General features: G+C 65.9%; 20 protein-coding genes. 12 read left to right on the top strand and 8 right to left on the bottom strand.

All coding sequences use genetic code 11. The annotated features are described in order from the left end of the window. Nucleotides 1-196 precede the first annotated feature (196 nt). From dapF to T331_RS0104805, 3 genes are read left to right on the top strand one after another with little or no spacing between them, the layout of a single operon-like run. The gene (gene dapF, locus T331_RS0104815; RefSeq protein WP_026439228.1) at nt 197-1,015 is read left to right on the top strand and encodes a diaminopimelate epimerase; all 819 of its coding nucleotides are present in this window, start codon (nt 197-199) and stop codon (nt 1,013-1,015) included. A gap of 3 nt (nt 1,016-1,018) precedes the next feature. Beyond that, nucleotides 1,019-1,936 (top strand): signal recognition particle-docking protein FtsY, encoded by a 918-nt coding sequence (gene ftsY / locus T331_RS0104810; protein ID WP_008493990.1) that lies wholly within the window; start codon nt 1,019-1,021, stop codon nt 1,934-1,936. After that, on the top strand, nt 1,933-3,012 hold the full coding sequence (locus tag T331_RS0104805; RefSeq protein WP_026439227.1) for a hypothetical protein: 1,080 nt from the start codon (nt 1,933-1,935) through the stop codon (nt 3,010-3,012). The genes ftsY and T331_RS0104805 overlap by 4 nt, the downstream gene beginning before the upstream one ends. 133 nt (nt 3,013-3,145) lie before the next feature. On the opposite strand, the gene T331_RS17340 is transcribed toward T331_RS0104805, so the two are convergent. Then, entirely contained in the window at nt 3,146-3,448 is a 303-nt protein-coding gene (locus tag T331_RS17340) for a hypothetical protein (protein ID WP_008493988.1), read from the bottom strand. A gap of 123 nt (nt 3,449-3,571) precedes the next feature. On the opposite strand from T331_RS17340, the gene ade reads away from it, so the two are divergent. Then, a complete protein-coding gene (gene ade, locus T331_RS0104795) occupies nt 3,572-5,290 on the top strand; it encodes an adenine deaminase (protein WP_026439226.1) in 1,719 nt (572 codons plus the stop codon). A 179-nt stretch (nt 5,291-5,469) separates the two neighbouring features. On the opposite strand, the gene T331_RS0104790 is transcribed toward ade, so the two are convergent. The 4 genes from T331_RS0104790 to T331_RS0104775 form a co-directional block, all read right to left on the bottom strand. Then, nucleotides 5,470-6,246 (bottom strand): aminotransferase class IV, encoded by a 777-nt coding sequence (locus T331_RS0104790; protein ID WP_026439225.1) that lies wholly within the window; start codon nt 6,244-6,246, stop codon nt 5,470-5,472. Beyond that, nucleotides 6,239-7,555 carry an anthranilate synthase component I family protein gene (locus T331_RS0104785; protein WP_026439224.1) on the bottom strand — a complete coding sequence of 439 codons (1,317 nt, stop codon included), beginning with the start codon at nt 7,553-7,555 and terminating at the stop codon, nt 6,239-6,241. The genes T331_RS0104790 and T331_RS0104785 overlap by 8 nt, the downstream gene beginning before the upstream one ends. Nucleotides 7,556-7,580: 25 nt before the next feature. Continuing rightward, nucleotides 7,581-8,540 (bottom strand): CobW family GTP-binding protein, encoded by a 960-nt coding sequence (locus tag T331_RS0104780; protein WP_035179275.1) that lies wholly within the window; start codon nt 8,538-8,540, stop codon nt 7,581-7,583. Between the two features lie 105 nt (nt 8,541-8,645). Next, nucleotides 8,646-9,689: a glycosyltransferase family protein gene (locus T331_RS0104775; protein ID WP_026439222.1), complete on the bottom strand. Its 1,044-nt coding sequence runs from the start codon at nt 9,687-9,689 to the stop codon at nt 8,646-8,648. 154 nt (nt 9,690-9,843) lie between these two features. Between T331_RS0104775 and T331_RS0104770 the strand changes: the two genes are divergently transcribed. Continuing rightward, on the top strand, nt 9,844-11,070 hold the full coding sequence (locus tag T331_RS0104770; RefSeq protein ID WP_026439221.1) for an O-antigen ligase family protein: 1,227 nt from the start codon (nt 9,844-9,846) through the stop codon (nt 11,068-11,070). Here T331_RS0104770 and T331_RS17335 read toward each other — a convergent pair. Beyond that, entirely contained in the window at nt 10,979-12,040 is a 1,062-nt protein-coding gene (locus tag T331_RS17335) for a glycosyltransferase family 4 protein (RefSeq protein ID WP_035179273.1), read from the bottom strand. The two genes, T331_RS0104770 and T331_RS17335, sit on opposite strands and share 92 nt — an antisense overlap. Nucleotides 12,041-12,178: 138 nt before the next feature. Here T331_RS17335 and T331_RS17330 point away from each other — a divergent pair, with 138 nt between their 5' ends. Further along, nucleotides 12,179-13,828: a methyl-accepting chemotaxis protein gene (locus T331_RS17330; RefSeq protein ID WP_081822129.1), complete on the top strand. Its 1,650-nt coding sequence runs from the start codon at nt 12,179-12,181 to the stop codon at nt 13,826-13,828. Between the two features lie 60 nt (nt 13,829-13,888). Here T331_RS17330 and purF read toward each other — a convergent pair whose 3' ends face one another. Both purF and T331_RS0104750 read right to left on the bottom strand, forming a co-directional pair. Then, nucleotides 13,889-15,340, bottom strand: coding sequence for an amidophosphoribosyltransferase (purF, locus tag T331_RS0104755; protein WP_026439220.1), 1,452 nt, complete (start codon nt 15,338-15,340; stop codon nt 13,889-13,891). Between the two features lie 96 nt (nt 15,341-15,436). Then, on the bottom strand, nt 15,437-16,756 hold the full coding sequence (locus T331_RS0104750; RefSeq protein ID WP_026439219.1) for an aspartate aminotransferase family protein: 1,320 nt from the start codon (nt 16,754-16,756) through the stop codon (nt 15,437-15,439). 244 nt (nt 16,757-17,000) lie between these two features. Between T331_RS0104750 and lptF the strand changes: the two genes are divergently transcribed. From lptF to T331_RS0104720, 6 genes are all read left to right on the top strand, one after another. Beyond that, complete coding sequence (lptF, locus tag T331_RS0104745) at nt 17,001-18,107, top strand: LPS export ABC transporter permease LptF (RefSeq protein WP_026439218.1); 1,107 nt, start codon at nt 17,001-17,003, stop codon at nt 18,105-18,107. Next, nucleotides 18,104-19,216: an LPS export ABC transporter permease LptG gene (lptG, locus tag T331_RS0104740; RefSeq protein ID WP_008493975.1), complete on the top strand. Its 1,113-nt coding sequence runs from the start codon at nt 18,104-18,106 to the stop codon at nt 19,214-19,216. Before lptF ends, lptG begins: the two co-directional genes overlap by 4 nt. A 3-nt stretch (nt 19,217-19,219) precedes the next feature. Continuing rightward, nucleotides 19,220-21,469: an LPS-assembly protein LptD gene (locus T331_RS0104735; RefSeq protein WP_026439217.1), complete on the top strand. Its 2,250-nt coding sequence runs from the start codon at nt 19,220-19,222 to the stop codon at nt 21,467-21,469. Next, nucleotides 21,466-22,761 (top strand): peptidylprolyl isomerase, encoded by a 1,296-nt coding sequence (locus T331_RS0104730; protein ID WP_026439216.1) that lies wholly within the window; start codon nt 21,466-21,468, stop codon nt 22,759-22,761. The genes T331_RS0104735 and T331_RS0104730 overlap by 4 nt, the downstream gene beginning before the upstream one ends. 6 nt (nt 22,762-22,767) lie before the next feature. After that, the gene (locus T331_RS0104725) at nt 22,768-23,346 is read left to right on the top strand and encodes a YqaA family protein (RefSeq protein ID WP_026439215.1); all 579 of its coding nucleotides are present in this window, start codon (nt 22,768-22,770) and stop codon (nt 23,344-23,346) included. Between the two features lie 146 nt (nt 23,347-23,492). After that, nucleotides 23,493-24,266 carry a DeoR/GlpR family DNA-binding transcription regulator gene (locus tag T331_RS0104720; protein WP_026439214.1) on the top strand — a complete coding sequence of 258 codons (774 nt, stop codon included), beginning with the start codon at nt 23,493-23,495 and terminating at the stop codon, nt 24,264-24,266. Nucleotides 24,267-24,305: the final 39 nt, after the last annotated feature.

Raw genomic sequence — 24,305 nt, 5'->3', positions numbered from 1 at the left:
AGGGCGCGCTTGCGCGGCACAACCGCGCGAGAGCGTATTCCGCTCAGCTTGGCGCGCGGACCACGCTCTCGCTTTTTGTTTGAACGAGCAACTTTATCCGATCAAACGCTTCCGTTTGATCGGATGTTGCTCTAACCATCTTGTCATTACCCCGCACGGATTTGCCCCGCCTGGGGCGAGACGGTAAGGAAGGCGCATGCTCCCGTTCATCAAGATGCATGGCGCCGGCAATGATTTCGTCGTGCTGGATGGCCGCGTGACCAAGCCCGCCCTCGCCCCCGAGGCGATCCGCAAGATCGCCGACCGCCGGCGCGGGGTCGGCTGCGACCAGCTGATCATCATCGAACCGGATGGCGCGGGGGCGGATGCCTTCATGCGCATCCTGAATTCCGATGGCTCCGAGAGCGGCGCCTGCGGCAATGCCACGCGCTGCGTCGCCGCCTTGCTGGCGGAAGAGAGCGGCGCGCGGCATGTCTCCATCCGCACCGCCGGCGGGCTGTTGCAGGCGGAAATCCTCGGTCCCGGCCTGGTCGAGGTCGATATGGGGCCGCCGCATCTGGAGTGGGGCGACGTGCCACTGGCCAGCCCGGCCGACACGCTGCATCTGCCGCTGTCGCTGGGCCCGGTTTCCGACCCCGCCGCCTGCTCGATGGGCAACCCCCACGCCACCTTCTTCATCGAGGATTTCGCGCATCTGCCGATCGAGACCATCGGCCCGATGCTGGAGAAAAACCGCATCTTCCCCGAGCGCGCCAATATCGGCTTCGCCAAAATCGAAAGCCCCTCGCGCATCCGGCTGCGGGTGTGGGAGCGCGGCGCGGGGCTGACGCTTGCCTGCGGCTCCGGCGCCTGCGCCACTTTGGTCAACGCGCATCGCCGGGGGCTGACCGGCCGCCAGGCGGTGGTGGAGATGGATGGCGGTGAGCTGTTGATCACCTGGACGCAGGCCGGCCATGTGCTGATGCGCGGCCCCGCCGTGACCGCCTTTGCCGGTGAAATTCCCGAAAGTCTCTAAGCCATGGCCAGTTCGTTCTTCTCCCGGCTGAAATCCGGCCTCTCGCGCTCGACCGCGAAACTGACCGGCGGCATCACCGCCATTTTCACCAAGCGCAAGCTCGATGACGAGGCGCTGGAAGAGCTGGAGGAGCAGCTGATCGCCGCTGATCTCGGCCCCGCCGTGGCGGCGCGCGTGATCAAGGGCTTCCGCTCCACCCGCTTCGGCAAGGAGGTGACGGATGCCGAGGTGCGCGAGACGCTGGGCGCCGAAATCGCCGAAATCCTCACCCCGGTCGCCAAGCCCCTGGAGCTGGACCGGGCGCACAAGCCTTATGTGATCCTGATGGTCGGCGTGAACGGCGCCGGCAAAACCACCACCATCGGCAAGCTGGCGGCACTCTACCGCGAACAGGGCCTCACCCCGATGCTGGCGGCGGGCGACACGTTCCGCGCCGCGGCGGTGGAACAGCTGCAGGTCTGGGGGCAGCGCGCCGGTTGCGAGGTGGTCACCGCCCCGGCCAATACCGACCCCGCCTCGCTGGCGCATGACGCGCTGAGCCGCGCCCAGAAAACCGGCGCCGATGTGCTGCTGATCGACACGGCCGGGCGGCTGCACAACAAGACCGCCCTGATGGAGGAGCTGCGCAAGATCATCCGGGTGATCCGCAAGCTCGATCCCACCGCCCCGCACGCCACTTTGCTGACGCTGGACGCCACCACCGGCCAGAACGCCGTCACCCAGGTCGGCATCTTCAAGGAGATGGTGGATCTCTCCGGCCTCATCGTCACCAAGCTGGACGGCTCGGCGCGCGGTGGCATCGTCGTGGCGCTGGCGGAAAAATACGGGCTGCCGATCCATGCGGTGGGCACCGGCGAGCAGATCGCCGATTTGCGGGATTTCGACGCCACCGAATTCGCCCAGGCCCTGGTTGGCCAATGAGGCGGCTGCTGGCCGCCTGCCTCGCCGCGCTGCCGCTGGCCGGCTGCATCCAGCTCGGGCCGCATCAGCTGCAACAGGATACGGTCAGCTATGCCCAGGCGCTGGGCAATGCCCAGAACCAGCAGACGCTGCTCAACGTGGTGCGGCTGCGCTACGCGGATTCGCCCAGCTTCCTGCAGACCACGCAAATCATCTCCTCCTACCAGCTGCAGCAGACGCTGAATGCCGGGCTGGAGGCCTATCCGAGTGCCGCCACCTCGGCCGGCAACTATATCTCCGGCGGGCTGGGCGGAACCTTCCAGCAGAGCCCGACCTTCACGCTGGAGCCGATCACCGGCAAGAATTTCGCCGAAAGCTTCCTGCGCCCCTTCTCCCCGGCGGAGCTGATCCCCTTCGTCGGCGGCGGCATCCCGGTGGACATTCTGTTCCGGCTGGATGTGCAATCCATCAACGGGCTGCAGAATTCCAGCGAGCTGGGCGGTGCAGATGGGCTGGGCTCGCCGGATTTCTTCCTGTTGCTGTATGATCTGCGGCTGCTGCAGATCGGCGGGGTGCTGGATGGCGGGCAGGTGGAAACCAAGCCCGCCAGCGGCAAAAGCCCGGCCCAGACCAAGACCATCCTGGCGATCGAGCCGACGGACGATCCGGACCTAGCCCGCGTCGCCGCGCAGGCGCGCGCGCTGCTCGGCATGAAGCCGAATGAACAGACCGCCACGGTCTATTACGGCACCGGCAAGCCGCCCTCCGGGCAGATCATGCTGCAGACAAGGCCGATGCTCGGCATCCTCAACCAGCTCGCGATCCAGGTGGAGGTGCCGGAGGCGGATGTCAAAGCCGGGCTGACCACCCCGACATTGGGCACGATCGGCATCGCCAAACACCCGGTCGTCGTCGTGCATTCGGGCGACAAGGCGCCGAAAGATGCCTTCGTCTCGGTGAAATACGGCGCCACCTGGTTCTGGATCGCCAATGACGATTTCAACAGCAAGGTGGCTTTTTCGATTGTGCAGACCTTGCTGTCCCTGGCCCAGACCAGCGCGACACCGGGGACGATCCTGACCATCCCGACGAGCTAAAAAACGCCTTAATCACAAAAGTTTTTTGGTGCCGCTTTTTTTCAAAAAAGCGGCACCAACGTTTGGGCGTACGCACCGCCGCCGTCCCGCCCCGAACGTCTGTGAGGGCTTTTTGCAAACATCGACAGGCCGGTCAGCGCGCCTTCAGTGTCTTGCCCTTCAGAATCCGCGCCTTGTTCGCCCGCACCCGCCGCTTGGCCGGGGCCATCGCCGCATTCGCCACTGCCTGCGGCTTCGCCCCGCGCAGCGCCGCTAGCCCGGCCTGCATCGCGCCTTGCGCAAAGGCCTGCTGCTTTTCCGCCCCCAACGCCGCCAGCCGCCCGGCCGCCTTGCCCGGCTGCATCCAGAGCTGGGCGCTGTGCATGGCGAAGACAAAGCCGGCCTCGGCCAGCCAGAGATACGCGGCGAAGGGATTGAGCGGGGCTTTTCGGGTCATCCGTCCGATTTGGGGGCGCCGCCGCACGCCTGGCCTGTCATGTCGAAAATATAATGAGCCTCGAACAAGGCTGCCTCACGAAATTACGTCTGGCCAGCGCCGCCCCTCTCTGTATCATGGGTCATGGAGACCAAAGCCAAACTGCCTCCGGGCTTTCTTGAACGCTGCATCGACCAGGCCATCGGCCGCACCCAAGCCGATCTGGTCATCAAGGGTGCCAGCATCCTCAACCTGATCACCGGTGAGATCGCGGTCAGCGACATCGCCATCACCGGCAACCGCATCATCGGCACCTATGAGAGCTATCAGGGGGTGCGCGAGATTGACGGGCGTGGCCTGTTCGCCGTGCCGGGCTTTATCGATACCCATGTGCATTGCGAATCCACCTTGGTCGCACCTGGCGAGTTCGACCGCATCGTGCTGCCGCGCGGCACCACCACGGCGATCTGCGACCCGCATGAGATCTGCAACGTGCTCGGCGCGCAGGGGCTGGCGTATTTCACCCAAAGCGCTGAGGCTTTGGCGATGGATCTGCGCGTGCAGCTCTCCAGCTGTGTGCCCGCCACCGGGCTGGAAACCTCCGGGGCCGAGCTGCGCGCCGGCGATCTGCTGCCCTTCCTTTCCCACCCGAAAGTCCTCGGCCTGGCGGAGTTCATGAATTTTCCCGGGGTTTTGCATAAAGACCCGGTGGTGATGGAAAAACTCTACGCCTTCGCCGGCGAGCATATCGATGGCCATGCGCCGAAACTCTCGGGCCGGGAGCTGAATGCCTATCTCTCCTGCGGCATCCGCAATTGCCACGAAACCACCTCCCTGCCCGAGGCCTGGGAGAAATTGCGCAAGGGCGTGCATCTGCTGATCCGCGAAGGCACCGTCACCCGCGACGTGACGACACTGAGCCCGGCTTTGACGCCGGAGACCTCGCTCAACTGCTCCTTCTGCACCGATGACCGCAACCCGCTGGATATTTTTACCGAGGGCCATCTGGATTATTCCGTGCGCAAGGCCATCGCCTCCGGTGTGGCGCCGCTGCACGCCTACCGCGCCGTCTCCTACGCCGCCGCGCGGGGCTTTGGGCTGCGGGATCGCGGGCTGATCGCGCCCGGGCAGCGCGCGGATATCGTGCTGCTGGAGGATCTGGAGGCCTGCGCGGTGAAGCGGGTCATCGCTGGCGGGCGACTGGTGGAGGAGATCGATTTCGCCGCCCGCGCCCTGCCCGGCTTTGTCGGGCTGGAAAGCATGAAGCTGGAAAAGGTGAGCCCAGAGGATTTCCGCACCCCCGGCACCGGCCCGACCACCGCGGTGATCGGCATTTTGCGTGACAAGATCGTCACCGAGCATCTGACCATGACGCTGCCCTACCGCAATGGCGAGCGCCTGCCGGATCTGGCGAATGACGTGCTGAAAATCGCGGTGCTGGCCCGGCATGGCAAGAACCGCAATATCGGGCGCGGCTTCGTGAAGGGGTTTGGGCTGAAGAATGGCGCGCTGGCCTCCTCGGTCGGGCATGACAGCCATAATGTCTGCGTCGCCGGCACCGACGATGCGCAGATGGCGCTGGCGGTGAACCGGCTGGTGGAGCTGGGCGGCGGCTTCGTCGCGGTGGCGAACGGCCAGGTGGTCGGCGAACTGCCGCTGAAGATGGCCGGGCTGATGTCGGTGAAATCCGCCGAGGCGGTGCGCGAGGAGCTGATTGCCCTGCGCGCCGCCACCCGCGCCATGGGCTGCGAGCTGGCCGAGCCCTTTCTGCATCTCGCCTTCCTGCCGCTGCCGGTGATCCCGCATCTGAAGATCACCGATATGGGCGTGGTGGACGTGGATAAATTCGCGCTGGTGGATTAGCGGCTTCGCAAACGCTCCCCGGATCGGCATCCATCCCGCCATTTGCCGCTCCCAAGCCGCTTCGCGGTTTGTCCGTGGCGTCAAGGGCGCTCAGCTTCGCTGCACGTCGCCGCAGGCGAGTATACCCCTTGATGCCACGGGCAAACCGCGGAACCATAGGCTGATCGCCCTGATGCGGATCACTCAGGCGTCGTCATCTCCGGCAGCGCCACCCCATCCAGGGCCTGAACCGGCCGCAGCGCCAGCACATTGCACACCGCCAGCGCCCGCGCGGCGCGCAGCATCTCGACGCTGATAACCGCCTCCGCCACCGTACCGGACGCCAACAGTTTGGCGCGGTGAATGCCGGGCAGCGCGCCCTCCGCCAAAGGCGGCGTGAGCCACACCCTCTCATATTTCACCAGCAGATTGCCGATGCTGGCACAGGCCACCCGCCCGGCGCGGTTGAGCAAAATCGCCTCCTGCGCCCCGGCCGCCTCAGCCTCCTGCCGGGCCAGAATGTGCGGCAGATAATTCAGCGTCTTCACCTGTGAGAGCGGCGAGGTTTCATCACGCGCGATCGAGCGGCAAATGATCGCCTGCACCGGCCCCGGCGCGGGCAGGGGAAAGGCCGTGGCCAGCACGGTCGGGCGGGGTTCAGCGGGCGGCAACAACCCGCGCGGGCCGGGGCCACGGGTGAGGGTCAGCCGCGCGCCGCCCTCCGTAATTCCATTGGCGGCGGCGGTTTGCGCCAGAATCTCGGCCATTTCGTCCGCGTCGAAGGGCAGCGCCAGCCGCAGCAGCCTGGCGCCCGCCGCCAAGCGCGCAAAATGCGCCGCCGCGTCCAGCGCCACGCCGCCGCTCAATCGCAGCGTTTCGAAAATCCCGTCCCCCAGCGTGAAGCCGCGATCCGTCACCGGGACCATCGCCGCCGCCGCCGGCAGCAGCCGCCCGTTCAGCCAGACGATCTCAGCCATGCGCGATCAAAGGGGAGAGTTTCAGCATCATCTCCTCATACTCCGAAGCCGGATCGCTGTCCCAGGTGATGCCGCCCCCGGCCTGGGCGTAGAGGCACTCAGGCGTGGCCACCGCGGTGCGGATGATGATGGCGCTATCCATCGCCCCATCCAGCCCGATCCAGGCGAGGGCGCCGCAATAGGCGCCGCGCGCGCCATCCTCCAGCTCGTCGATAATCTGCATCGCCCGATGCTTCGGCGCCCCGGTGATGGAGCCGCCGGGTGAGCAGGCCAGCAGCAGATCCGCCGCCCCCACCCCGGGGCGCAGCTGTCCGGTGACGGCGGAAACCAGATGATGCGCCTGGGCAAAGCTTTCCACCGCGAAGAGTTCCGGCACCTGCACCGAGCCGATTTCGCAAAGCTGGCCGAGATCATTGCGCAGCAGATCGGTGATCATCAGATTCTCCGCCCGCTCCTTCGGATTGTCCCGCAAGGAAGCGGCGGCCCGCGCATCCTCCCGCGGGCAGGCCTCGCGCCGGGCGGTGCCTTTGATCGGCCGCGTCTCCACCGCCCCGGCGGCAGTCACGGACAAGAACCGCTCCGGCGAGGCGCTGCACAAGGCCGCCCCACGCCCGGTTTCGATAAAGGCCGCGAACGGCGCGGGGCTGCGGCGGCGCAAGGCGGCATAATAAGCGGCGGGCGAAAAACCCGGGGGCAGCGCGGCGGTGAAGCGGGCGGTGAAATTCGCCTGGAACACATCCCCGGCGCCGATATAAGCCCGCACCCTCTCCACCCGCGCCTCATACGCCGCGCGCGGCGTCTCCTCTTGCCAGTCCGGCTTCGGCCCTGGCGGCAGCGCGGCGGGTTGCCGCAGCCGGGCCGCCAGCGCCGCAATCCGCGCCTGCGCCCCCTGCCCTGGCCGATCCCCGGCCAGCACGCAAAGCCGTCGCGCCGCATGGTCGAACCCCAGCACCAGATCGAACATGCCGAACCAGCCTTCGGGCAAGCCGGGAATCGGCGCGTGGCGGGACTCAATCCCGGCTTGCGTCAGCCCGGCGCCATAGCCGAGCCAGCCCATCGCCCCGCCTTTGAAGGCAAACGGCCAGTCCGGCGGGCAGGCATCATCCTCGGGCCGGGCAGAAGCCAGCCAACCCGGCAGCTCATCGGCCCGGGCCAGGTCCAGCACCGCGCAGGGCTCCAGCCCGATATAGCTGAGCTTCGCCCGCTCATCCCCGCCAGCGGCGCTGTCCAGAAACACCAGCGGCGCCTCCTCCGCCAGCGCCGCGAAGGCCGCGCCGGGCTCGACCCAGCCGAGATCCCGGCACAGCATGGCCGCTCAGCTCAGATGGTTCAGCTCAGGCAGCGCAGCTCTCAAAGCCCCGGCGCAAAGCCGGGCGGTTGAGGTCGCGGCCGATGAAGACGATGCGGCTCACCCGCTTTTCATCCGCCTTCCAGGGCGCCAGGAAATCCCCATCGGCGATCATATGCACAGCCTGGAAGGCAAAGCGCCGCTCCTCGCCCTCATAATTCAGGATACCCTTGGTGCGCAGAATATTCTGCCCCTGGCTCTGCAAGATATGGCCGATCCAGGTGTTGAATTTCTGCGCCGAGAGCGGCTTGTCGGTGGAGAGGCTGATCGAGGTCAGATGCTCATTATGGGTGTGGCTGTCCTCTTCCAGGAAGTCCGGCACATTCGCCAGCACGCGCTTGAGGTCGAACGCGCCCAGACCCAGCAGTTGATCCGCCGGCACATCGCCCTTGGTGGTCTTTTTGATCACCGCATAGGGGTTGATGGATTTGATCTTCGCCTCCACCGCCGCCAGCTCCTCCGGCGTCACCAGATCCAGCTTGTTCAGCACGATCACATCGGCAAACGCCACCTGGTCGGCCGCCTCCGGGCTATCCTCCAGCCGGGTGAGGAAATGCTTGGCATCCACCACGGTCACGATCGCATCCAGCCGGGTCTTGGCCTTCACATCCTCGTCCACGAAGAAGGTCTGCGCCACCGGGGCCGGGTTGGCCAGCCCGGTGGTCTCGACGATGATGCCATCGAATTTCTGGCTGCGCTTCATCAGCCCGCTGACGATGCGGATCAGATCGCCGCGCACCGTGCAGCAGATGCAGCCATTATTCATCTCGAACACTTCCTCATCGCTATCCACGACGAGGTCGTTATCCACCCCCAGCTCACCAAACTCATTGATCACGACAGCATATTTCTTGCCATGCGTGCCGGTGAGCAGATGGTTGAGCAACGTGGTCTTGCCCGCCCCCAGATAGCCGGTGAGGACGGTGACAGGAACGAGATCGGACATTTTCAATCACCTAAAATTCTGAATTCGAAGACAGCATGTAGCGCCGGAATGGACCATAACAAGACGAAGAGGGGCAAGACGGAGCGGGGCAAGGTTGCACAATCCTCAGGCCGGATGGTCCGGCCAGGGATAGTCGCTCTCCCGCGTTTCGCCGAAAGCAGCCTCGACGATATAGGCCGCCACCCGGCGCTCATTGAACAATTCCGCATAGCGCGCCCGCCCCGCCGCCGCCGCGCGCATCCGCGCCCGGGGCTCGGCCTTATAGCGCGCCAGCATCTCCGCCAGCTCCTCCAGCGAGGAGAAAAACCCCATCTCATCCTCGCCGAAAAACCGGTCATAGCCGGTGGCGCGCTCGATGAAGGCGAGCTGGCCATTGCCGGTGAGATGCGCCAGCCGGTCCGAGCTATAGAGGAAATCATCCCCCCGCCGGCTGATATTCAGCCCCATCCCGGCCTGGCAAAGCGCCGCCTGATAGGCCGCGCCATTGAGGAAGGGCCGGTCGATCCCCGGTGTCAGCCAGCGCAGGCCCGGCAGCCGCGCCCGCAGCCCGGCCACGAACTCACGCATATCCCAATCCTGCCCGCAGACATGGCGCGGCGGGCGCGAGGGGTTGCCGCAGGCATAGAAAATATCGAAATCCGGGGTTTCCACCTCATCCATCCGCCCGCGCTCGATCGAGAGATCCACCGGATTGGGCATGAAGCCGACCCGCACGCCAGGGCGGCGCAGCGCGGCCATCGAGGCGCCGGCGGTGCTCACCAAAGTCAGGTCCACCACCCCCAGCTTGCCCTCGATACGGCGGATATTATCCGGCTCGAACAGCGGATCGACATTCCATTGCACCACCCGCAAGCCCGGCAGATCACCGCGAATGGCCGCAATCGTCTCTGCATCCACCATATCCGCATGGCCGAGCACCAGCAGCTCTGGCCTATGCGCCCGGCAATAATCGCGGATCATCCGGTTGAACGGCCCGCGCCCCAGCCGCCTGTGGCCAAAACCGAAGCCACGCGCCAGATCCCGGTCCGAAAGCGCCAGCACCTGATGCCCGTTGCGGATGAAGCCGTTGCAGAGCTTGATGCCGGTGGCGTGCTGGTTGAGGCTTTTCAGCGATACCGGGGCGTAGCCGATATGCACGATCCGGAGCATGGGCGGGCTGATGTCCTTGATATACGGCTGGTTGCGGCGTTACGCGAAGGGGGCGGCGAAGTCAACGAAACCGCCAGCCCCGGGGGTGGCCTTGACACCTGCCGCATCGCTGCGCCATCGCCATGCGCATATGGCTCTCCCCTCCAAAGCTGCGATGCGCCCTGTTGAGGCCGGCTGGCGACGCTGGCACCCTGGCTTTCTGTTCACACCGCGCCTGGCGCTGCCGCTCACCCTCGCGGCCGGGCTGCTGCTGCCCAGCAATGCCGCCTGGTCCACCTTCTTTTATATCCTCGGCCTGCCCACCATAGGCTGGCAGCTCTGGCGCGGTGCGCGGCCGGATGCCGCAAACCGCCCGCTGCTGGCCATGCTCGCCCTCTGGGCCTGGTCCAGCCTCACCATCGCCTGGGACCGCAATATTTCCGGCCAGGGGGACGGCCATGGCTATTGGCTGCTGAATGCGCTCTGCACCCTCGCCTTCCTGCTCTGTTTCGACTTCGCCACCCGCCAGGATGCCAGCGCCCGCCGCCGCGCGGTCAGCGCCTTCATCCTTTGCGCGGTGCCGACGGCGCTGCTCTCCATCGCGCTGTTCGCGGTGCAGGACCACTGGACGGGCCGGCTCGGCGGCTGGGGGGCGCTGAAAACCCCGGTCTGGGGCGCCTCGGTCATCGTCATCTGCGTGCTGCTGACGCTGGGGCGCATCGCCGAGGCCGGGCCGCGGCGCTGGCTCTACGCCACCGCTTTGGTGCCGATGCTGGTCTATCTGCCGCTGAATGGCAGCCGCACCGCTTTGCTCTCGCTGGCGGTGGGGGTGATGATGCTGGGGCTGAGCAGCTGGCGCGCCTTCCGGGCCCTGGTCATTGCCGGGCTCTGCGCGCTGGCGGCGCTGGCGGGCGTCGTGCTGATGCGCCCGGTCTGGGTGAAAGCGGTGATCGGCAATTTCCTGGCCCGCGGCACGGATTGCCATATCACCATCTGGCGCACCGCCTGGGGGCTGTTCCTGGCGCAGCCGGTGATCGGCTATGGCCCGTCCGCCCGGCTGCCGATCTTGCCGCACGGCGCCTGCCCGGCCTATCCGAGCCCGCATAATCTTTATCTCTCGCTGCTGGTCTATAGCGGGCTGGTCGGCTTCGCGCTGTACGGGCTCTGCCAGATCCTGCTCTGCCGGCATGTGCTGCGCCGGCAGCGCGGCTTTCAGCGCGCCCTGGCGCTGGCGCTGCTCGCCGTGCCGCTGGTCTCCGGCCTGTCGGACCTGACCCAGGTGATCAAGGGCCCCTCGCCGCTCTGGTATATTATCTGGCTGCCGATGCTGCTGGCGCTGCGTGCCGGGCCAGAATCGCCTGGTACGTCTCCAGCATCCGCTGCGTCACCACCGCGCGGGTGAAACCGGCCTGATATTCGGCAAGGCCGGTCTGGGCGATGCGCGCGCGCAAGGCCGGATCGTCCAGCACCGCGCGAATCGCCCCGGCGAGCGAAGCGGGATCGTCGGCCGGCACCATCATGCCGTTCTCGCCATTGCGGATGGTGGCGCGCGGCCCGTCCGACTCGCAGGCGATGAACGGGGTGGCGGTGGACCAGGCATCCAATATCACCGTGCCGAAGGGCTCGTAGCGCGAGGGCAGCAGGCAGATATCCGCGCCGCGCAGCAGCGCCCCGCGATCATTTCGCCAACCCAGGAATTTCGCCCGCTCAGCCACGCCCAGCCGCGCCGCCAGCGCCTTCAGCGCCGCCTCCTCCGGGCCGGAGCCGGCGATCCAGAGATCGCAATCGGGCAGTTGCGCCAGCGCGTGCAGGGCCGTGTCGATCCCCTTCACCTGATGCAGCCGGGAGAGGATCAGCAGCGCCTTGCGCTCAGGCGGCGTGCCGAGGGTTTGCTTGGCAATCGGCGCCGCCTCTTCCACCGACGGGAAGGTCGGCACATAAAACGCGCTGCCGGGGGCAGCGCCGCTCGCATAAGCGTGGCGGACCAGATCCTGCGTCACCCCGATGAAATCCGTGCAGGCGGAGAAATGCTTTTGCTGCTCCTCATAATCTCCGTACCAGCCGATGATCGCCGGCGCGGCGCCGGGGGCGACCAGGCTCACCGCCCTTCGCATCCAGCAATGGATGATGTCCGGTTGATAATCGCGGATCAGCCGCGCCAGCCGCCGGCGTTGCAGCGGGCGCAAGGGGGCGGCCAGCACCTCGGGCGCCATCGAAAGCCCGGCCTTGGCCAGCTCGGCGAAGCGCGGCGCCGCGCTTCGCATGACGATGCGCTGCTCCAGCCCCGCCTCGTGCAGGCTGAGCATGATGTCGGTGGAGTAAAGCTCGGCGCCGCCATTCTTGGCGCCGGCCATGATCTGTAACACGCGCATCTGGGCGTCCCGCCTCTGGGATGAATGCGGCGCTGTTATCCGGTTCGGCACGGCCGGGCAAATCCTGCCCCTCCATTAAGCGCGGCTTAGCATGCGCCGATTAAAATCAGCTGGAAACCCAACAAGGGGCTGGTTTTCATGCTATACGCTTTGATTTGTCTCGAACTTTTGGCTCTCGCCGCCGGGATTTGGTGGTGCAGGCGCCAGCGGCGGGATGATCTGCGCGCCCTCTCCAGGCTGGTGGCGGAGGCCACCGCCCGGCAGGCGGCGGTGCGCGCCCAGCTTGGGCTGGACCGCAATATCGATGCGCTGCGCGCCGCCCTGGCCCGGCTCGGCCCGCCCCGGCTGGCGGACGGCAAGCTGTTTTTTGGCGAAACCTGCCTGCATGGGAATACCGAGATCGTCGATTCCATCCGCGCCGCCCATGGCGGCACCGCGACGATTTTCCTGCGCGATGAACGCATCGCCACCAATGTCACCCAGCCGAACGGGCAGCGGGCCATCGGCACCAGGCTCGCCCCCGGCCCGGCGCATCAGGCGCTGTTCACCCGCAAAATCGCCTATCGGGGCGAGGCGCAGATCCTCGGCCAGGATTATTACAGCTATTATGAACCGCTGCTCGCCGCCGGCGAGGTGATCGGCGTGCTCTATGTCGGGGTGCTGAAAACCAGCGTGACCACGCAAAACCGTATGCCGGCGAGCTTCGCCGGCGGCCTTGCCCTGCTGGGACGGCTGAATGAGGCGGCGGCCGCCGATACGCTTGCGGCGGTTGAGCAACGGCAGAGCTACGAGGACCAGCGGCGCCTCGCCGAGGACGAGCAGCGCTGTGCCGCCGCCGCGCAGGGCGAAGCCCTGCACGCCCTCTCCGAAGGCTTGTCGGCCATGGCGAAAGGCCGCCTTGGCCACCGTGTGACCACCAGGCTGGCGGCCGCGTTCGAGGGCGTGCGGGCGGATCTCAACCAGGCCTTCGAAACCTTCGCGCAGGCCATGCAGGCGATCCAGGCCGGGGCGGACGAGGTCTCCGGCGGGGCCCGGGAGATCATGCAGGCCTCGGAGGATCTATCCCAGCGGACCGAGCGCCAGGCCGCGACATTGGAGCAGACCGCGGCGGCGCTCAATGAGATCAACGGCTCGGTGCAGAGCACCGCCGCCTTCGTCGCCCAGACCCAGGGGCTGGCCACCGGCGCGCGCGATCATGCGGATCAATCCGGCAAGGTGCTGCACCAGGCCACCGCGGCGATGCAGCGGATCGAAGACGCTTCCGCCAGGATCACCGAAATCATCGGGGTGATCGATGAAATCGCCTTCCAGACCAATTTGCTGGCGCTCAATGCCGGGGTGGAGGCGGCGCGCGCCGGCGAGGCGGGACGCGGCTTTGCCGTGGTCGCCACCGAAATCCGCAGCCTCGCCCAGCGCTCCGCCGATGCCTCCAAGGAGATCAAGGCGCTGATCGCCAATGCCGGCGCCGAGGTGGAAACCGGCGTCAGGCTGGTGCGCGACGTGAACGGGTTGATGGGGCATATCGTCGACGAGGTGAAGCAGATCGACCAGGCAGTGCAGGATATTTCCGGCAAAACCGTGCAGCAGGCGGCGAGCCTGCGCGAGGTCAGCAGCGCGGTGACCGATCTGGACCAGGTGACCCAGCAAAATGCCGCCATGGTGGAGGAAGCGACGGCGGTGATCCACACGCTGGAAGCGCAGGCGAAACAGCTGAGCGGCCTGCTGCTGCTTTTCGAGCTCTCAGCGCCCGCGCCCGCCGCCAGCCGCCAGCTTGCGCATGCGCGCTAGCTTTTTGTTTGAGGGAGCAACTTTATCCGATCAAACGAATCCGTTTGATCGGATGCTGCTTTAGCTGAGTTCGGCCAGCAGGCTGGGCCGCGCCTCGCGGGTCTCGGCATTGTCGGTGAGCGAGATTGGATAATCGCCGGTGAAGCAGGCATCGCAGAAGGCCGGCGCCGCCGGGTCGCGGCCTTCCTTGCCCAGCGCCTTGTAAAGCCCGTCGATGGAGATGAAGGCGAGGCTGTCGACGCCGATCAGCCTGGCCATCTCTTCCACGGAATTGCGCGCCGCCAGCAGCTTGCCGCGCTCGGGCGTGTCGATGCCGTAGAAGCAGGAATGGGTGGTCGGCGGGCCGGCGATGCGCATATGCACCTCCTTCGCCCCGGCCTGGCGCACCATCGCCACGATTTTCTGGCTGGTGGTGCCGCGCACGATGGAATCATCCACCAGCACCACGCTCTTGCCTTCGATCATGGCACGGTTGGCCGAATGTTTGAGCCGCACGCCAAGATGGCGGATCTGATCCGTCGGCTCGATGAAGGTGCGGCCGACATAATGGTTGCGGATGATGCCGAGTTCAAAGGGAATCCCCGCCGCCTCGGCGAAGCCCATGGCGGAGGGCACGCCGGAATCAGGCACCGGCACCACCACATCGGCCTTGGCCGGGGCTTCCAGCGCCAGCTGTGCGCCGATCTTCTTGCGCGCGGTGTAGACGGAGTTGCCTTCCATGATCGAATCGGGGCGGGCGAAATAGATATATTCAAACACGCAGAAGCGCGGATTGGTGGGCGCGAAGGGCTTGATGCTCTGCACGCCGCTATCATCGATCAGCACGATCTCGCCGGGGTCGATGTCGCGCACGAATTCCGCGCCGACAATATCGAGGCCGCAGCTCTCGGAAGCCAGCACCCAGCCCGGCTTGCCATCCGCGCCGGAGAGCTTGCCCAGCACCAGCGGGCGCACGCCCAGCGGGTCGCGCACGCCGATCAGCTGCTCATTGGTCAGCGCCACCAGCGAATAGGCGCCGATCACCTGCTTGATCGCATCGATCAGCCGGTCGACCACATTGGCATAGAGCGAAATCGCGATCAGATGCACGAACACTTCCGAGTCCATGGTGGACTGGAACAGGCAGCCCCGGCGGGTCAGCGCCTTGCGCAGCGTATGCGCGTTGGTGAGGTTGCCGTTATGGCCGACGGCGAAGCCGCCGAACTCGAATTCCGCGAACAAAGGCTGCACATTGCGCAGCACGGTGTCGCCGGTGGTGGCGTAGCGGTTATGGCCGATGGCGCGCGCCCCGGGCAGCCCCGCCATCACCTTGGCATCGCCGTAATTATCGCCGACCAGGCCGAGGCCCTTATGCGAATGAAAGCGCACGCCGTCATGGGTGACGATGCCGGTCGCCTCCTGGCCGCGATGCTGCAGCGCATGCAGCCCGAGCGCCGTGATCGCCGCCGCATCCGCCACATTCCAGGCGCCGAAAACGCCGCACTCCTCATGCGGCTTGTCATCGTCAATCATAGAAGTCCCGCCTTGCTGATCCCGCGCTCCAACTAGCGATGTGACAGCCAGATGTCGAGGCATCGGCACGCATAGGCGCACCCCGGCCGGTGCGGCTCAGCCCATCGCCGCGAGCACGGCGCGGAATTTTTCCAGGAAAAGATCCAGCTGCCCCAGGCTGACACAGAGCGGCGGGCAGAGTTTCAACGTCTGCCCATGGACGCCGCCAATGCCGAGCAGCACGAAATTCTGCCTCATCATATTGACGATCTGCCGCGCCCCGGCGGGGTCCGGCTCGCCATTTTCCGGATTGGCGATGTCCACGCCCAGAATCAGCCCGGCCCCGCGCACCATGTCGACGCGCATGAAACTCTTCGCCAGGCTGTTCAGGCCGCGACGCAGATGCTCGCCGGCGCGGGCGGCATGGCGCAGCAACCCCTCCTCGGCGATCGTCTCCAGCACCGCCTGGCCGGCCGCGGCGGCAACCGGATTGGCGCCGAAACTGGCGAAAAACGGCGCCTCCTCGGCGGCGCGGGTCAAATAATCCGGCCGGGTGAGCATGGCGCCGGACGGATAGCCATTGCCCAGGGCGCGGCCGAGCACGACGATATCCGGCACCATCTCATGCCGGGCAAATCCCCACATGACGCCGCCCACGCGGCCAAATCCGGCACGGCCCTCATCGGCGATGAACAGGCCGCCAGCGGCCCGCACCGCCTCCGCCGCCTCGGCCAGAAAGCCCGGCGGATCGGTAAAGACGCCATCGGAGGCGAAAACGCTGTCCACCACCAGCGCCGCCACGCCGGCACCGCTGGCGGCCAGGCTCTGCGCCGCCTCACGCACCTGCACCGCGAACCAGGCCGACAATTTCTGGTTGCCGGCCATCGCCAGGTTGGGGGCCGGAATGGTGCGCACATAGGTCGGCAGGCCGCGCGGCGCGAAGAGCGGCGAGATCTCCGCCGCCGCGCTGGTGCGTCCATGGCTGGCGCCGCTCGTGACGATGACCCCCTGCCGGCCGGTCACCAGCCGGGCCGTGCGCAGCGCCAGATCCATCGCCTCGCTGCCGGAATTGGTCATCACCACATTGTCCAGCGGTGCGGGAAACAGCGTCAGCAGCCTTTCGGCGTAGCCATCGACCAGATCGTGCAGATAACGGGTCTGCACGTTCAGCCGCGCGGTCTGCGCCGCCACGGCGGAGGCGACATCCGGGTTGCCATGCCCGACCAGTACGCCCTTGGCGTGAAAATCCAGATAAGGCTGGCCGGCGACATCGAACAAAAGCGCGCCATCGCCGCGCACGATTTCCACCGGCTTGTCGTAATGCAAGGCGGCGGGGGAGCCGAAGCGGCGCAGCCGGGCCTGGAGGCGCCCGGCCTGCGCCTCCATATCGTCCGTCGGCGCCAGGCGCGGACGCGCAAGCGCCTTCACCCGTGCCATAACGCAACCTTAAGTGTTGGACCTGTCACAACCCCGCAAACTCCGCCATCCGTCAGATAAACCGCGGACGTGCCCGCACAGCACATTATTTCGCCACCTTATTGCATTGTGGTAAATACAACGATTTTTTGTGGCATGTGCAAAGCAAAATTTTGCCGTTTCCTGACTGTTTTGTCACGGCATGTTCCAACCGCAACACCCAGTCTTGCCATTGCCCCCGCGCCCGGCCAGAGATGCAGCCGAGATGCAAGCCTTGCCCTTCCTCCACCGACTGGACCGTTATGTGCTGAGCCAGCTGGCGCTGGCTCTGGCGCTGGTCACCACCGGCCTGGTGGCGCTGATCTGGCTGACCCAGTCGCTGCGCTTCATCCAGATCATCGTCAGCCACGGGCTTTCCCCGTTCGTGTTCGTGAAGCTGACAGCGCTGCTGGTGCCGAGCTTTCTCTCCACCATCCTGCCGATCACCTGCTTCATCGTGGTGCTGTTCATCTATGTCCGGCTCTCCGGCGACCGTGAACTGACCATCATGCGCGGCATCGGCCTGTCGGACCTCAAGCTCGCCCGCCCGGCGCTGGCGCTGGCGCTGGCGGTGACGCTGCTGGGCTATGGGCTGAGCCTGGGCGTGGTGCCGGCCACCTTATCCACCTTCCGCACCTATCAGTACGAGATCCGCAACCAGATCGCCGCCTTCCTGCTGGAGCCCGGGGTCTTCACCCCGGTTTCAGCGAATATCATGGTCTATGTGCAATCCCGCGATCCGGCCGGCGGGCTCAAGGGGATCATCATCGAGGATAACCGCGACCCCAACGCCCCGGCGACCATCCTGGCGCGCACCGGCGAGCTGATCACCACCGCGCAAGGCCCGGTGGTGGTGCTGGAAAATGGCTCACGCGAGCAGATCGACCCGAAGACCGGCCAGCTGGACATGCTGACCTTCGAGCGCAACACGCTGTCCCTGGCCCAGGCCGCGCGGGCGGGCGGGCCGGTGGATAACGACGCCGCCGAGGAACCTCTGGGCGCGCTGCTGCACCCGCCCGCGACAATGGAGGCCGGGGACCGCGCGAAATGGATCGTCGAGGCGCAGCGCCGCCTCACCGCCCCGCTCTCCACCCTCGGCTATACGCTGGTGGCGCTGGTGGCCGCCCTTGGCGGCACCTTCCGCCGCCATGGCGGCATCACCCGCATCATCGGCGCCGTGGTCATCGTCACCGCCCTGGTGGCGCTGGGGCTGGGGGTGAACAACCTCGCCGCCCGCAACCTCGCCTTGCTGCCGTTGATCTGGGTCTGGGCGGTCATTCCCGGGCTGGTCTCGCTCTATCTGCTGCTGCGCCAGGGTGCGCCGCGGGCATGAGGTTTCCGCTCACGCTGTCCTGGTATTTCGGCCGGCATTTCGCCACCGCCGTGCTGGCGATGACCGCCGGGCTCACCGGGCTGGTCGCCTTGTTCGATTTTCTGGAGCTGCTGCGCGAATCCGCCACCGCGCCGGCCGCCAGCTTCGGTATCATCCTGGAAATCGAAGCGCTGCGATTGCCGTGGAGCATGATGCAGATCATGCCCTTCGCGGTGCTGCTGGGCGGCATCTACGCCTTCTGGCGCCTGGCCCGCTCCTCCGAGCTGGTGGTGGCGCGCGCCGCCGGCATCTCCGCCTGGCAGTTCCTCTCCACCCCGGTGCTGGCGGCCTGCGCGCTCGGGCTGGTCTGCACCACCCTGGTCAGCCCGCTTTCGGCGCTGATGTATGGGCGCGGCGAGCAGATCTATAACGCCTATCTGAAACCCTCCGGCGGCCCGCTCTCGCTGAATGGCGGCTCGCTCTGGGTGCGCCAGACCGATAGCGGGCTGGTGCCCGGCGGCATCGCCGTGCTGCACGCGAACGATGTGACGCTGAAGGGCCGCGAGCTGGCGGCCGACCAGGTCTCGATCCTGCGGCTGGACCCGCAGACCAGCCTGCTGGAACGGCTGGAGGCGCGCAGCGCCACCCTCTCCAGCGGCAACTGGGCGCTGAAAAACGTCTCGGTGCTGAAACCCGACCAGGCCCCGCAGCTGGTGGCGGAGATGAATTTCCCCACGGACCTCACCGTCAACCGGGTGCAGGAAAGCTTCGCCTCGCCCAACGCCCTCTCCTTCTGGGCGTTGCCGGGCTTCATCCATCTGCTCAAGCGCTCCGGCTTCTCCGCCACCCAGCATGAGCTGGCCTTCCAGACGTTGCTGGCCCTGCCGCTGCTCTGCGCCACCATGGCGCTGGTCGCGGCGGGATTTTCCATGCGCCCCTCGCGGCGCGGCGGGGCGGGAACCATGCTGGTCTCCGGCGTGAGTTTCGGATTCGCCCTGTTCATGATCTCCGAGGTCGCCAACCAGTTCGGCACCTCCGGCGCCATCCCCGTCAGCCTCGCCGCCTGGGCCCCGGCGCTGGCCGGATTGTTTTTGGCGCTTGCCTTGTTGCTGCATCTGGAAGATGGCTGAACCATGACCCGCACCGGCAAGTTTCTGCTCCTGCTCGCCACCACCGCTCTGAGCGGCGCCGCCGCCACGGCCCTCGGTGGTTCCGCGCTCGCCCAATCCATCGGCACGCTCGCCACCGGCTCATCCGCCTCCGGGGACAAGAACGCCCCGGTGAGCTTCACCGCCGACAGCCTGTCCTATGACAAAACCGGCAAGATTATCACCGCCACCGGCCATGTCGTCGCCATCCAGAACGGCCAGACCCTGCATGCCGACAAGGTGACGATCAACCGCGCCACCAATGTCGTCACCGCCGACGGCCATGTGGTGCTGACCCAGCCGGACGGCAGCAATACCGTCTATGCCGAGCATGTGGTGCTCTCGCACAACATGAAGGACGGGGTGATGGAGGCGGTGGCCGCAAGGCTGGCGCAGAATGCCCGCATCATCGCCAATGGCGGCCGGCGCTACGATGCCAAGCTCGATGAGCTGTCGAAGCCGGTCTATTCCGCCTGCGATCTCTGCAAGAGCGATCCCCGCTCACCCCCGACCTGGGCGATCCGCGCCGCCAGCGCCACCCGCGACCTCGAACATAAAATGATCGAGTTCCGCGACGCCACGCTGCTGATGAAGGGCATCCCGGTGTTCTGGCTGCCTTATCTGTCCGAGCCCGACCCCTCGGTGAAACGCCAGAGCGGCTTCCTGATCCCCAGCGGCGGCGCCACCTCGCAGCTCGGCGCCTTCGCGGTCATCCCGTATTATCTTACCCTGGGCAAAACCGCCGATGTCACCCTCACCCCGGTGCTGGCCACCAAGCAGGGCCCGGCGCTGAAGGCGCATTTCCGCGAGGCCTTCAACCAGGGCTATCTCGATGTGAAACTCTCCGGCGGCCAGGATCGCGGCGAATTCGGCGACAGTGTCTTCGCCAACGGCACCTTCGATCTGAACCAGAACTGGCGCGCCGGCTTCTCCTACAACCGCGCCTCCAACCCGCAATATCTCGACGATTTCTCGATCCTGCCCAACGCCTCCTATCTGGAGAGCAACGTCTTCCTGGAGGGCTTCACCGCCAGCTCCTATGCGCGGATCGATGCGCAGACCTATCAGGGGCTGGTCGCCTCGGTGAATCAAAGCGAGCTGCCGATCGTCGGGCCCTATGCGCAGTATCATTACGTCTCGCCGCCGAGCGGGCCGCTGAACGGCACGCTGAAGATCGATACCAGCTTCTTCAACGTGATGCGCGATGTCGGCACCAATACCCGCCGCCTCGCCTTCATCCCCTCTTATTCCGTGCCCTTCACCTTGCCGGCCGGCATCATCGGCACCGCGCGGCTGCAGCTGGACGCCGCCTATTACAATGCCGACAAGCTGAACCAGCAGCCCAATTACAGCGAGGACCAGCAGGCCAGCATTGGCCGCGCCCAGCCTTACGGCGCGGTGATGCTGCGCTGGCCCTTGATGCGCCCGACCGCGCGCTGGGGCAGCCAGCTGATCGAGCCAATCGTGCAGCTGGTCGCCTCGCCGAATATCGGTATTTCGCAGAATGACCGCATCCCGAACGAGGACAGCCTGGATCTGGAATTCTCGGATGCCAACCTGTTCGCGCTCAACCGCTATCCCGGCATCGACCGGCTGGAAGGCGGCTCGCGGGTGGATTACGCCATGCATGCCGCCTGGTATCTGCCCGGCGGGATGACGCTGGACGGGCTGATCGGCCAGTCCTACCGCTTCCACAAGGACTCGGTCTATCTCCCCGCCTCCGGCCTGACCGACAATGCCTCGGACATCGTCGCCCGCGCCGTGGTGGCGCCGACCAGCTGGCTCAACATCACCTATCGCGGCCGCTTCTCGCATACGAGCCTGGGCAACCGGATGACCGATGTCACCGCGAATGTCGGCCCGGCCAGGCTGCGCGTCTCCGGCGGCTATCTCTATACCAGCACCAACCCTTACGCGCTGTACGACAATACCGTGCTGGGCGAGGTGGACACGCTGAACCCGCCCGCCGCCTATTTCACCCCGCGCCAGGAAGCGACGCTGAACGTCTCCAGCCAGGTCGGCCAATGGAACCTCTCCGGCGGCGGCCAGCGCAACCTGAAAACCGGGAAATTTGACGTCGTCAATGCCGATATCGGCTGGCAGAATGACTGTTTCGGCGTCAACCTGCTGTTCTATAAGCGCTTCACCTCTTTCAACCTGGACAATGGCAGCACCGCGGTGCTCCTGCAGTTCAATTTCAAAACCCTTGGAACCGTCGGATTCAACGCCCTATGAAATTCCTGCTCCGCGCCGCTCTTCTCGCCACGGTCTGCACCGCCCCGGCCTTGGCCCAACCAGCCCCCGCCCCGGCGCCAATCGCAGCCCCCGGTGCCGTCGGCATGGCCGCCGTGGTCAATGGCCAGGTCATCACCACCCAGGATGTCGCCGCGCGCGCCCAGCTGCTGGCCCTGACCATGGGCATCCACCCGACGCCGGATCTCATCGCCCGCCTCGCCCCGCAAGTGACCAAGCAGCTGATCGACCAGACCCTGCAGCAGCAGGAGATCGACAAGCTCAACATCAATATCTCCGATGAGGAGGTGGAAAACGCCATCTCCAATATCGAGAAGGGCAACGGCATGGCGCCGGGCGGGCTGCAGAGCAAGCTGGAAGCGGCCGGGGTGCCCTATTCCACCTTGCTGGCGCAGATCCGCACCTCGCTCGGCTGGCAGCAGGTGCTGCACAAGGTGCTGGGCCCGGGGCTGCAGCCCACCCCCGGCGACCTGGCGGCACAGAAGACCGCCTTGCAGGCCAGCCTTGGCGCCACCCAATATCATCTCGCCGAAATCTTCATCCCCGTCACCGACCCCAGCGACGAGGCCCCGGCCGAGACTTTCGCCAACACCGTGATCGCGCAGCTGCATAAGGGCGCGCCCTTCCCGATCGTCGCGGCGCAGTTCTCCCAGGCACAAACCGCCCTCGCCGGCGGCGATGAAGGCTTCGTGCAGCTCAGCCAGCTCGACCCGCAAGTGGCGGCGACGGTGAAGATCATGCCCATCGGCGCGATCTCCAACCCGATCCGCGTGCCCGGCGGCTTCGAGATCGTGCAGCTGATCGCCAAGCATGACGAGGGCGACGCGCTGCAGACCATCCTGGATATGCGCCAGGCCTATGGGCAGTATCCGCAGCCCATCAGCGGCGGCCAGCTTGGCCCGGCGCAGATCAGTTTCATCAACGCCTTCATGGCCAAGGCGCAGCAGGCCAAGAGCTGCGCCGCGGTGGAAGCGCTGAACGCGTCTTACGGCAATGTGCATCCGGCCAATCCCGGCCCGGTCAATCTCGCCACCGTCACCCCGCCGGCCTTCCAGCAGATTCTCGCCAATCTGCCGCTGAACACGCTGAGCCGGCCGCTGGTGGAAGCCGCCGGTGTCTCGGTGGTGATGATCTGCAACCGCACCCAGGAAAAGGCCCAGCTGCCGCCGGACGATCAGATCGCCAACATGATCGTCGACCGGCGGGTGCAGCTGGAATCCGAGCAGATGATGGACCAGCTGCGCCACCGCTCCGTGATCCTGCAGAGCAACTGATCCGGCATGCTGCGTCGGCTTTATGACTGGGCGCTGGATCTCAGCGCCCGCCCGCTGGCCCCGCTCTGGCTGTTTCTGGTGGCGATGGCGGAGGCCAGCGTTTTCCCGTTGCCGCCGGATGTGCTGCTGATCCCGATGGCGCTGGCGAAGCCGCGCCGGGCCCTGCTGTTCGCCGCGATCGCGACGCTGGGCAGCGTGCTGGGCGGCGCCATCGGCTATGCGCTGGGCTATGCGCTGTTCGTCAAGCTGGCGCAGCCGATCATTCATTTCTACCATTACGATGCCGCCTTCGCGGCCTTTCAGCGGAAATTCGCCACCTACGGCGCGGCGATCATTCTGGTGAAGGGTTTAACGCCGATTCCCTATAAAATCGTCACCATCGCCGCCGGGGCGGCGAAGTTCAATTTCTGGCTGTTCATGGGGCTGAGCCTGATCACGCGCGGCGTCCGCTTCTTTCTGGAGGCGATTCTGCTGCGCCTGTTCGGCGATCCGGCACGGGTTTTTATCGAAAAACGGCTGGGATTGTTAACGGCCCTGTTCGCGATCATCCTTGTGGGTGGTTTTTTAATTCTCAAATTCGCGTGATCTGATGAGGGATTTGGGTATTTTCTCCGGGCTCCTTTTAATTATTGAGATGCTCTAACAAGAGTCAGGGAAATTTATTGTAATTCCAATATTTGCATAATTCCGACTCAGCAATCATACTAACGCGCAATCTCAGCGGTGATGGAATGAGGCAGGAGAAGCGAGACCGGCAAGCCAAGATTCTCGACGCGCTCGGCCAAGCTCCCAGCCTGCGCGTGGCCGAGTTGGCATCGTCCTTGCAGGTCTCAACCGAAACCATTCGCCGGGATCTGGATGAGCTGACCGAGGCCGGGCTGCTCAACCGCACCTATGGCGGTGCGGTACGCCCGCAGGGCAGCGAGCCCGGCATCGCCGAACGCAAGCTGATCAATCTGCAGGAACGCCGGCGCATCGCGCAGGCCGCCACCAGGCTCGTGGGGGATGCACGCTCCCTGCTGCTGGGCAGCGGCGCCACGGTCGAGCATGTGGCCCGCGAAATTGCCGCGCGGCTCGACAATATCATGGTCACCACCCATTCCTGCGGCGTCGCCGCGGCGCTTGCCAGCAACAGCTCGATCGAGGTGATGCTGATCCCCGGCCTGTATCATGCCGCGGAAGCCTGCGTGTTCGGCGGCCATGCCATCGTCTTTCTGCAAAATCTCTATGCCGACTATGTCATTCTCGGCGCCAGCGGCGTGGATCAGGACGGGCCGAACAACGCCCTGGCGGAAACCGCGGCGGTGAATGCCGCCATGCTCGGGCGCAGCGCCAAATCCATCGTCGTGGCGGACCAAGGCAAGTTCAACCAGCAATTCGCCACACGCTATGCCAGCTGGACGCAGATCGGCACGCTGGTGACCGACGCCACGCCGCCCGAAAATCTGGCGAGCAGCCTGAACAGCCATAATGTCCGGCTGCTGGTGACGGCGGAAACCGGTTAGGAGCCATATATGAAAAAAAGCGGCACCAAAGAACTTTGG

It is taken from the genome of Acidocella facilis ATCC 35904, assembly GCF_000687875.1.
Lineage (GTDB): Bacteria > Pseudomonadota > Alphaproteobacteria > Acetobacterales > Acetobacteraceae > Acidocella > Acidocella facilis.
Note: the sequence above shows the minus strand (reverse complement) of the source record. Positions and strands in the feature narration are given on the sequence as shown.

Coding starts and splice junctions, on each gene's coding strand:
- dapF (WP_026439228.1), top strand. CDS start 197: ATGCTCCCGTTCATCAAGATGCATGGCGCCGGCAATGATTTCGTCGTG.
- ftsY (WP_008493990.1), top strand. CDS start 1,019: ATGGCCAGTTCGTTCTTCTCCCGGCTGAAATCCGGCCTCTCGCGCTCG.
- T331_RS0104805 (WP_026439227.1), top strand. CDS start 1,933: ATGAGGCGGCTGCTGGCCGCCTGCCTCGCCGCGCTGCCGCTGGCCGGC.
- T331_RS17340 (WP_008493988.1), bottom strand. CDS start 3,448: ATGACCCGAAAAGCCCCGCTCAATCCCTTCGCCGCGTATCTCTGGCTG.
- ade (WP_026439226.1), top strand. CDS start 3,572: ATGGAGACCAAAGCCAAACTGCCTCCGGGCTTTCTTGAACGCTGCATC.
- T331_RS0104790 (WP_026439225.1), bottom strand. CDS start 6,246: ATGGCTGAGATCGTCTGGCTGAACGGGCGGCTGCTGCCGGCGGCGGCG.
- T331_RS0104785 (WP_026439224.1), bottom strand. CDS start 7,555: ATGCTGTGCCGGGATCTCGGCTGGGTCGAGCCCGGCGCGGCCTTCGCG.
- T331_RS0104780 (WP_035179275.1), bottom strand. CDS start 8,540: ATGTCCGATCTCGTTCCTGTCACCGTCCTCACCGGCTATCTGGGGGCG.
- T331_RS0104775 (WP_026439222.1), bottom strand. CDS start 9,689: ATGCTCCGGATCGTGCATATCGGCTACGCCCCGGTATCGCTGAAAAGC.
- T331_RS0104770 (WP_026439221.1), top strand. CDS start 9,844: ATGCGCCCTGTTGAGGCCGGCTGGCGACGCTGGCACCCTGGCTTTCTG.
- T331_RS17335 (WP_035179273.1), bottom strand. CDS start 12,040: ATGCGCGTGTTACAGATCATGGCCGGCGCCAAGAATGGCGGCGCCGAG.
- T331_RS17330 (WP_081822129.1), top strand. CDS start 12,179: ATGCTATACGCTTTGATTTGTCTCGAACTTTTGGCTCTCGCCGCCGGG.
- purF (WP_026439220.1), bottom strand. CDS start 15,340: ATGATTGACGATGACAAGCCGCATGAGGAGTGCGGCGTTTTCGGCGCC.
- T331_RS0104750 (WP_026439219.1), bottom strand. CDS start 16,756: ATGGCACGGGTGAAGGCGCTTGCGCGTCCGCGCCTGGCGCCGACGGAC.
- lptF (WP_026439218.1), top strand. CDS start 17,001: ATGCAAGCCTTGCCCTTCCTCCACCGACTGGACCGTTATGTGCTGAGC.
- lptG (WP_008493975.1), top strand. CDS start 18,104: ATGAGGTTTCCGCTCACGCTGTCCTGGTATTTCGGCCGGCATTTCGCC.
- T331_RS0104735 (WP_026439217.1), top strand. CDS start 19,220: ATGACCCGCACCGGCAAGTTTCTGCTCCTGCTCGCCACCACCGCTCTG.
- T331_RS0104730 (WP_026439216.1), top strand. CDS start 21,466: ATGAAATTCCTGCTCCGCGCCGCTCTTCTCGCCACGGTCTGCACCGCC.
- T331_RS0104725 (WP_026439215.1), top strand. CDS start 22,768: ATGCTGCGTCGGCTTTATGACTGGGCGCTGGATCTCAGCGCCCGCCCG.
- T331_RS0104720 (WP_026439214.1), top strand. CDS start 23,493: ATGAGGCAGGAGAAGCGAGACCGGCAAGCCAAGATTCTCGACGCGCTC.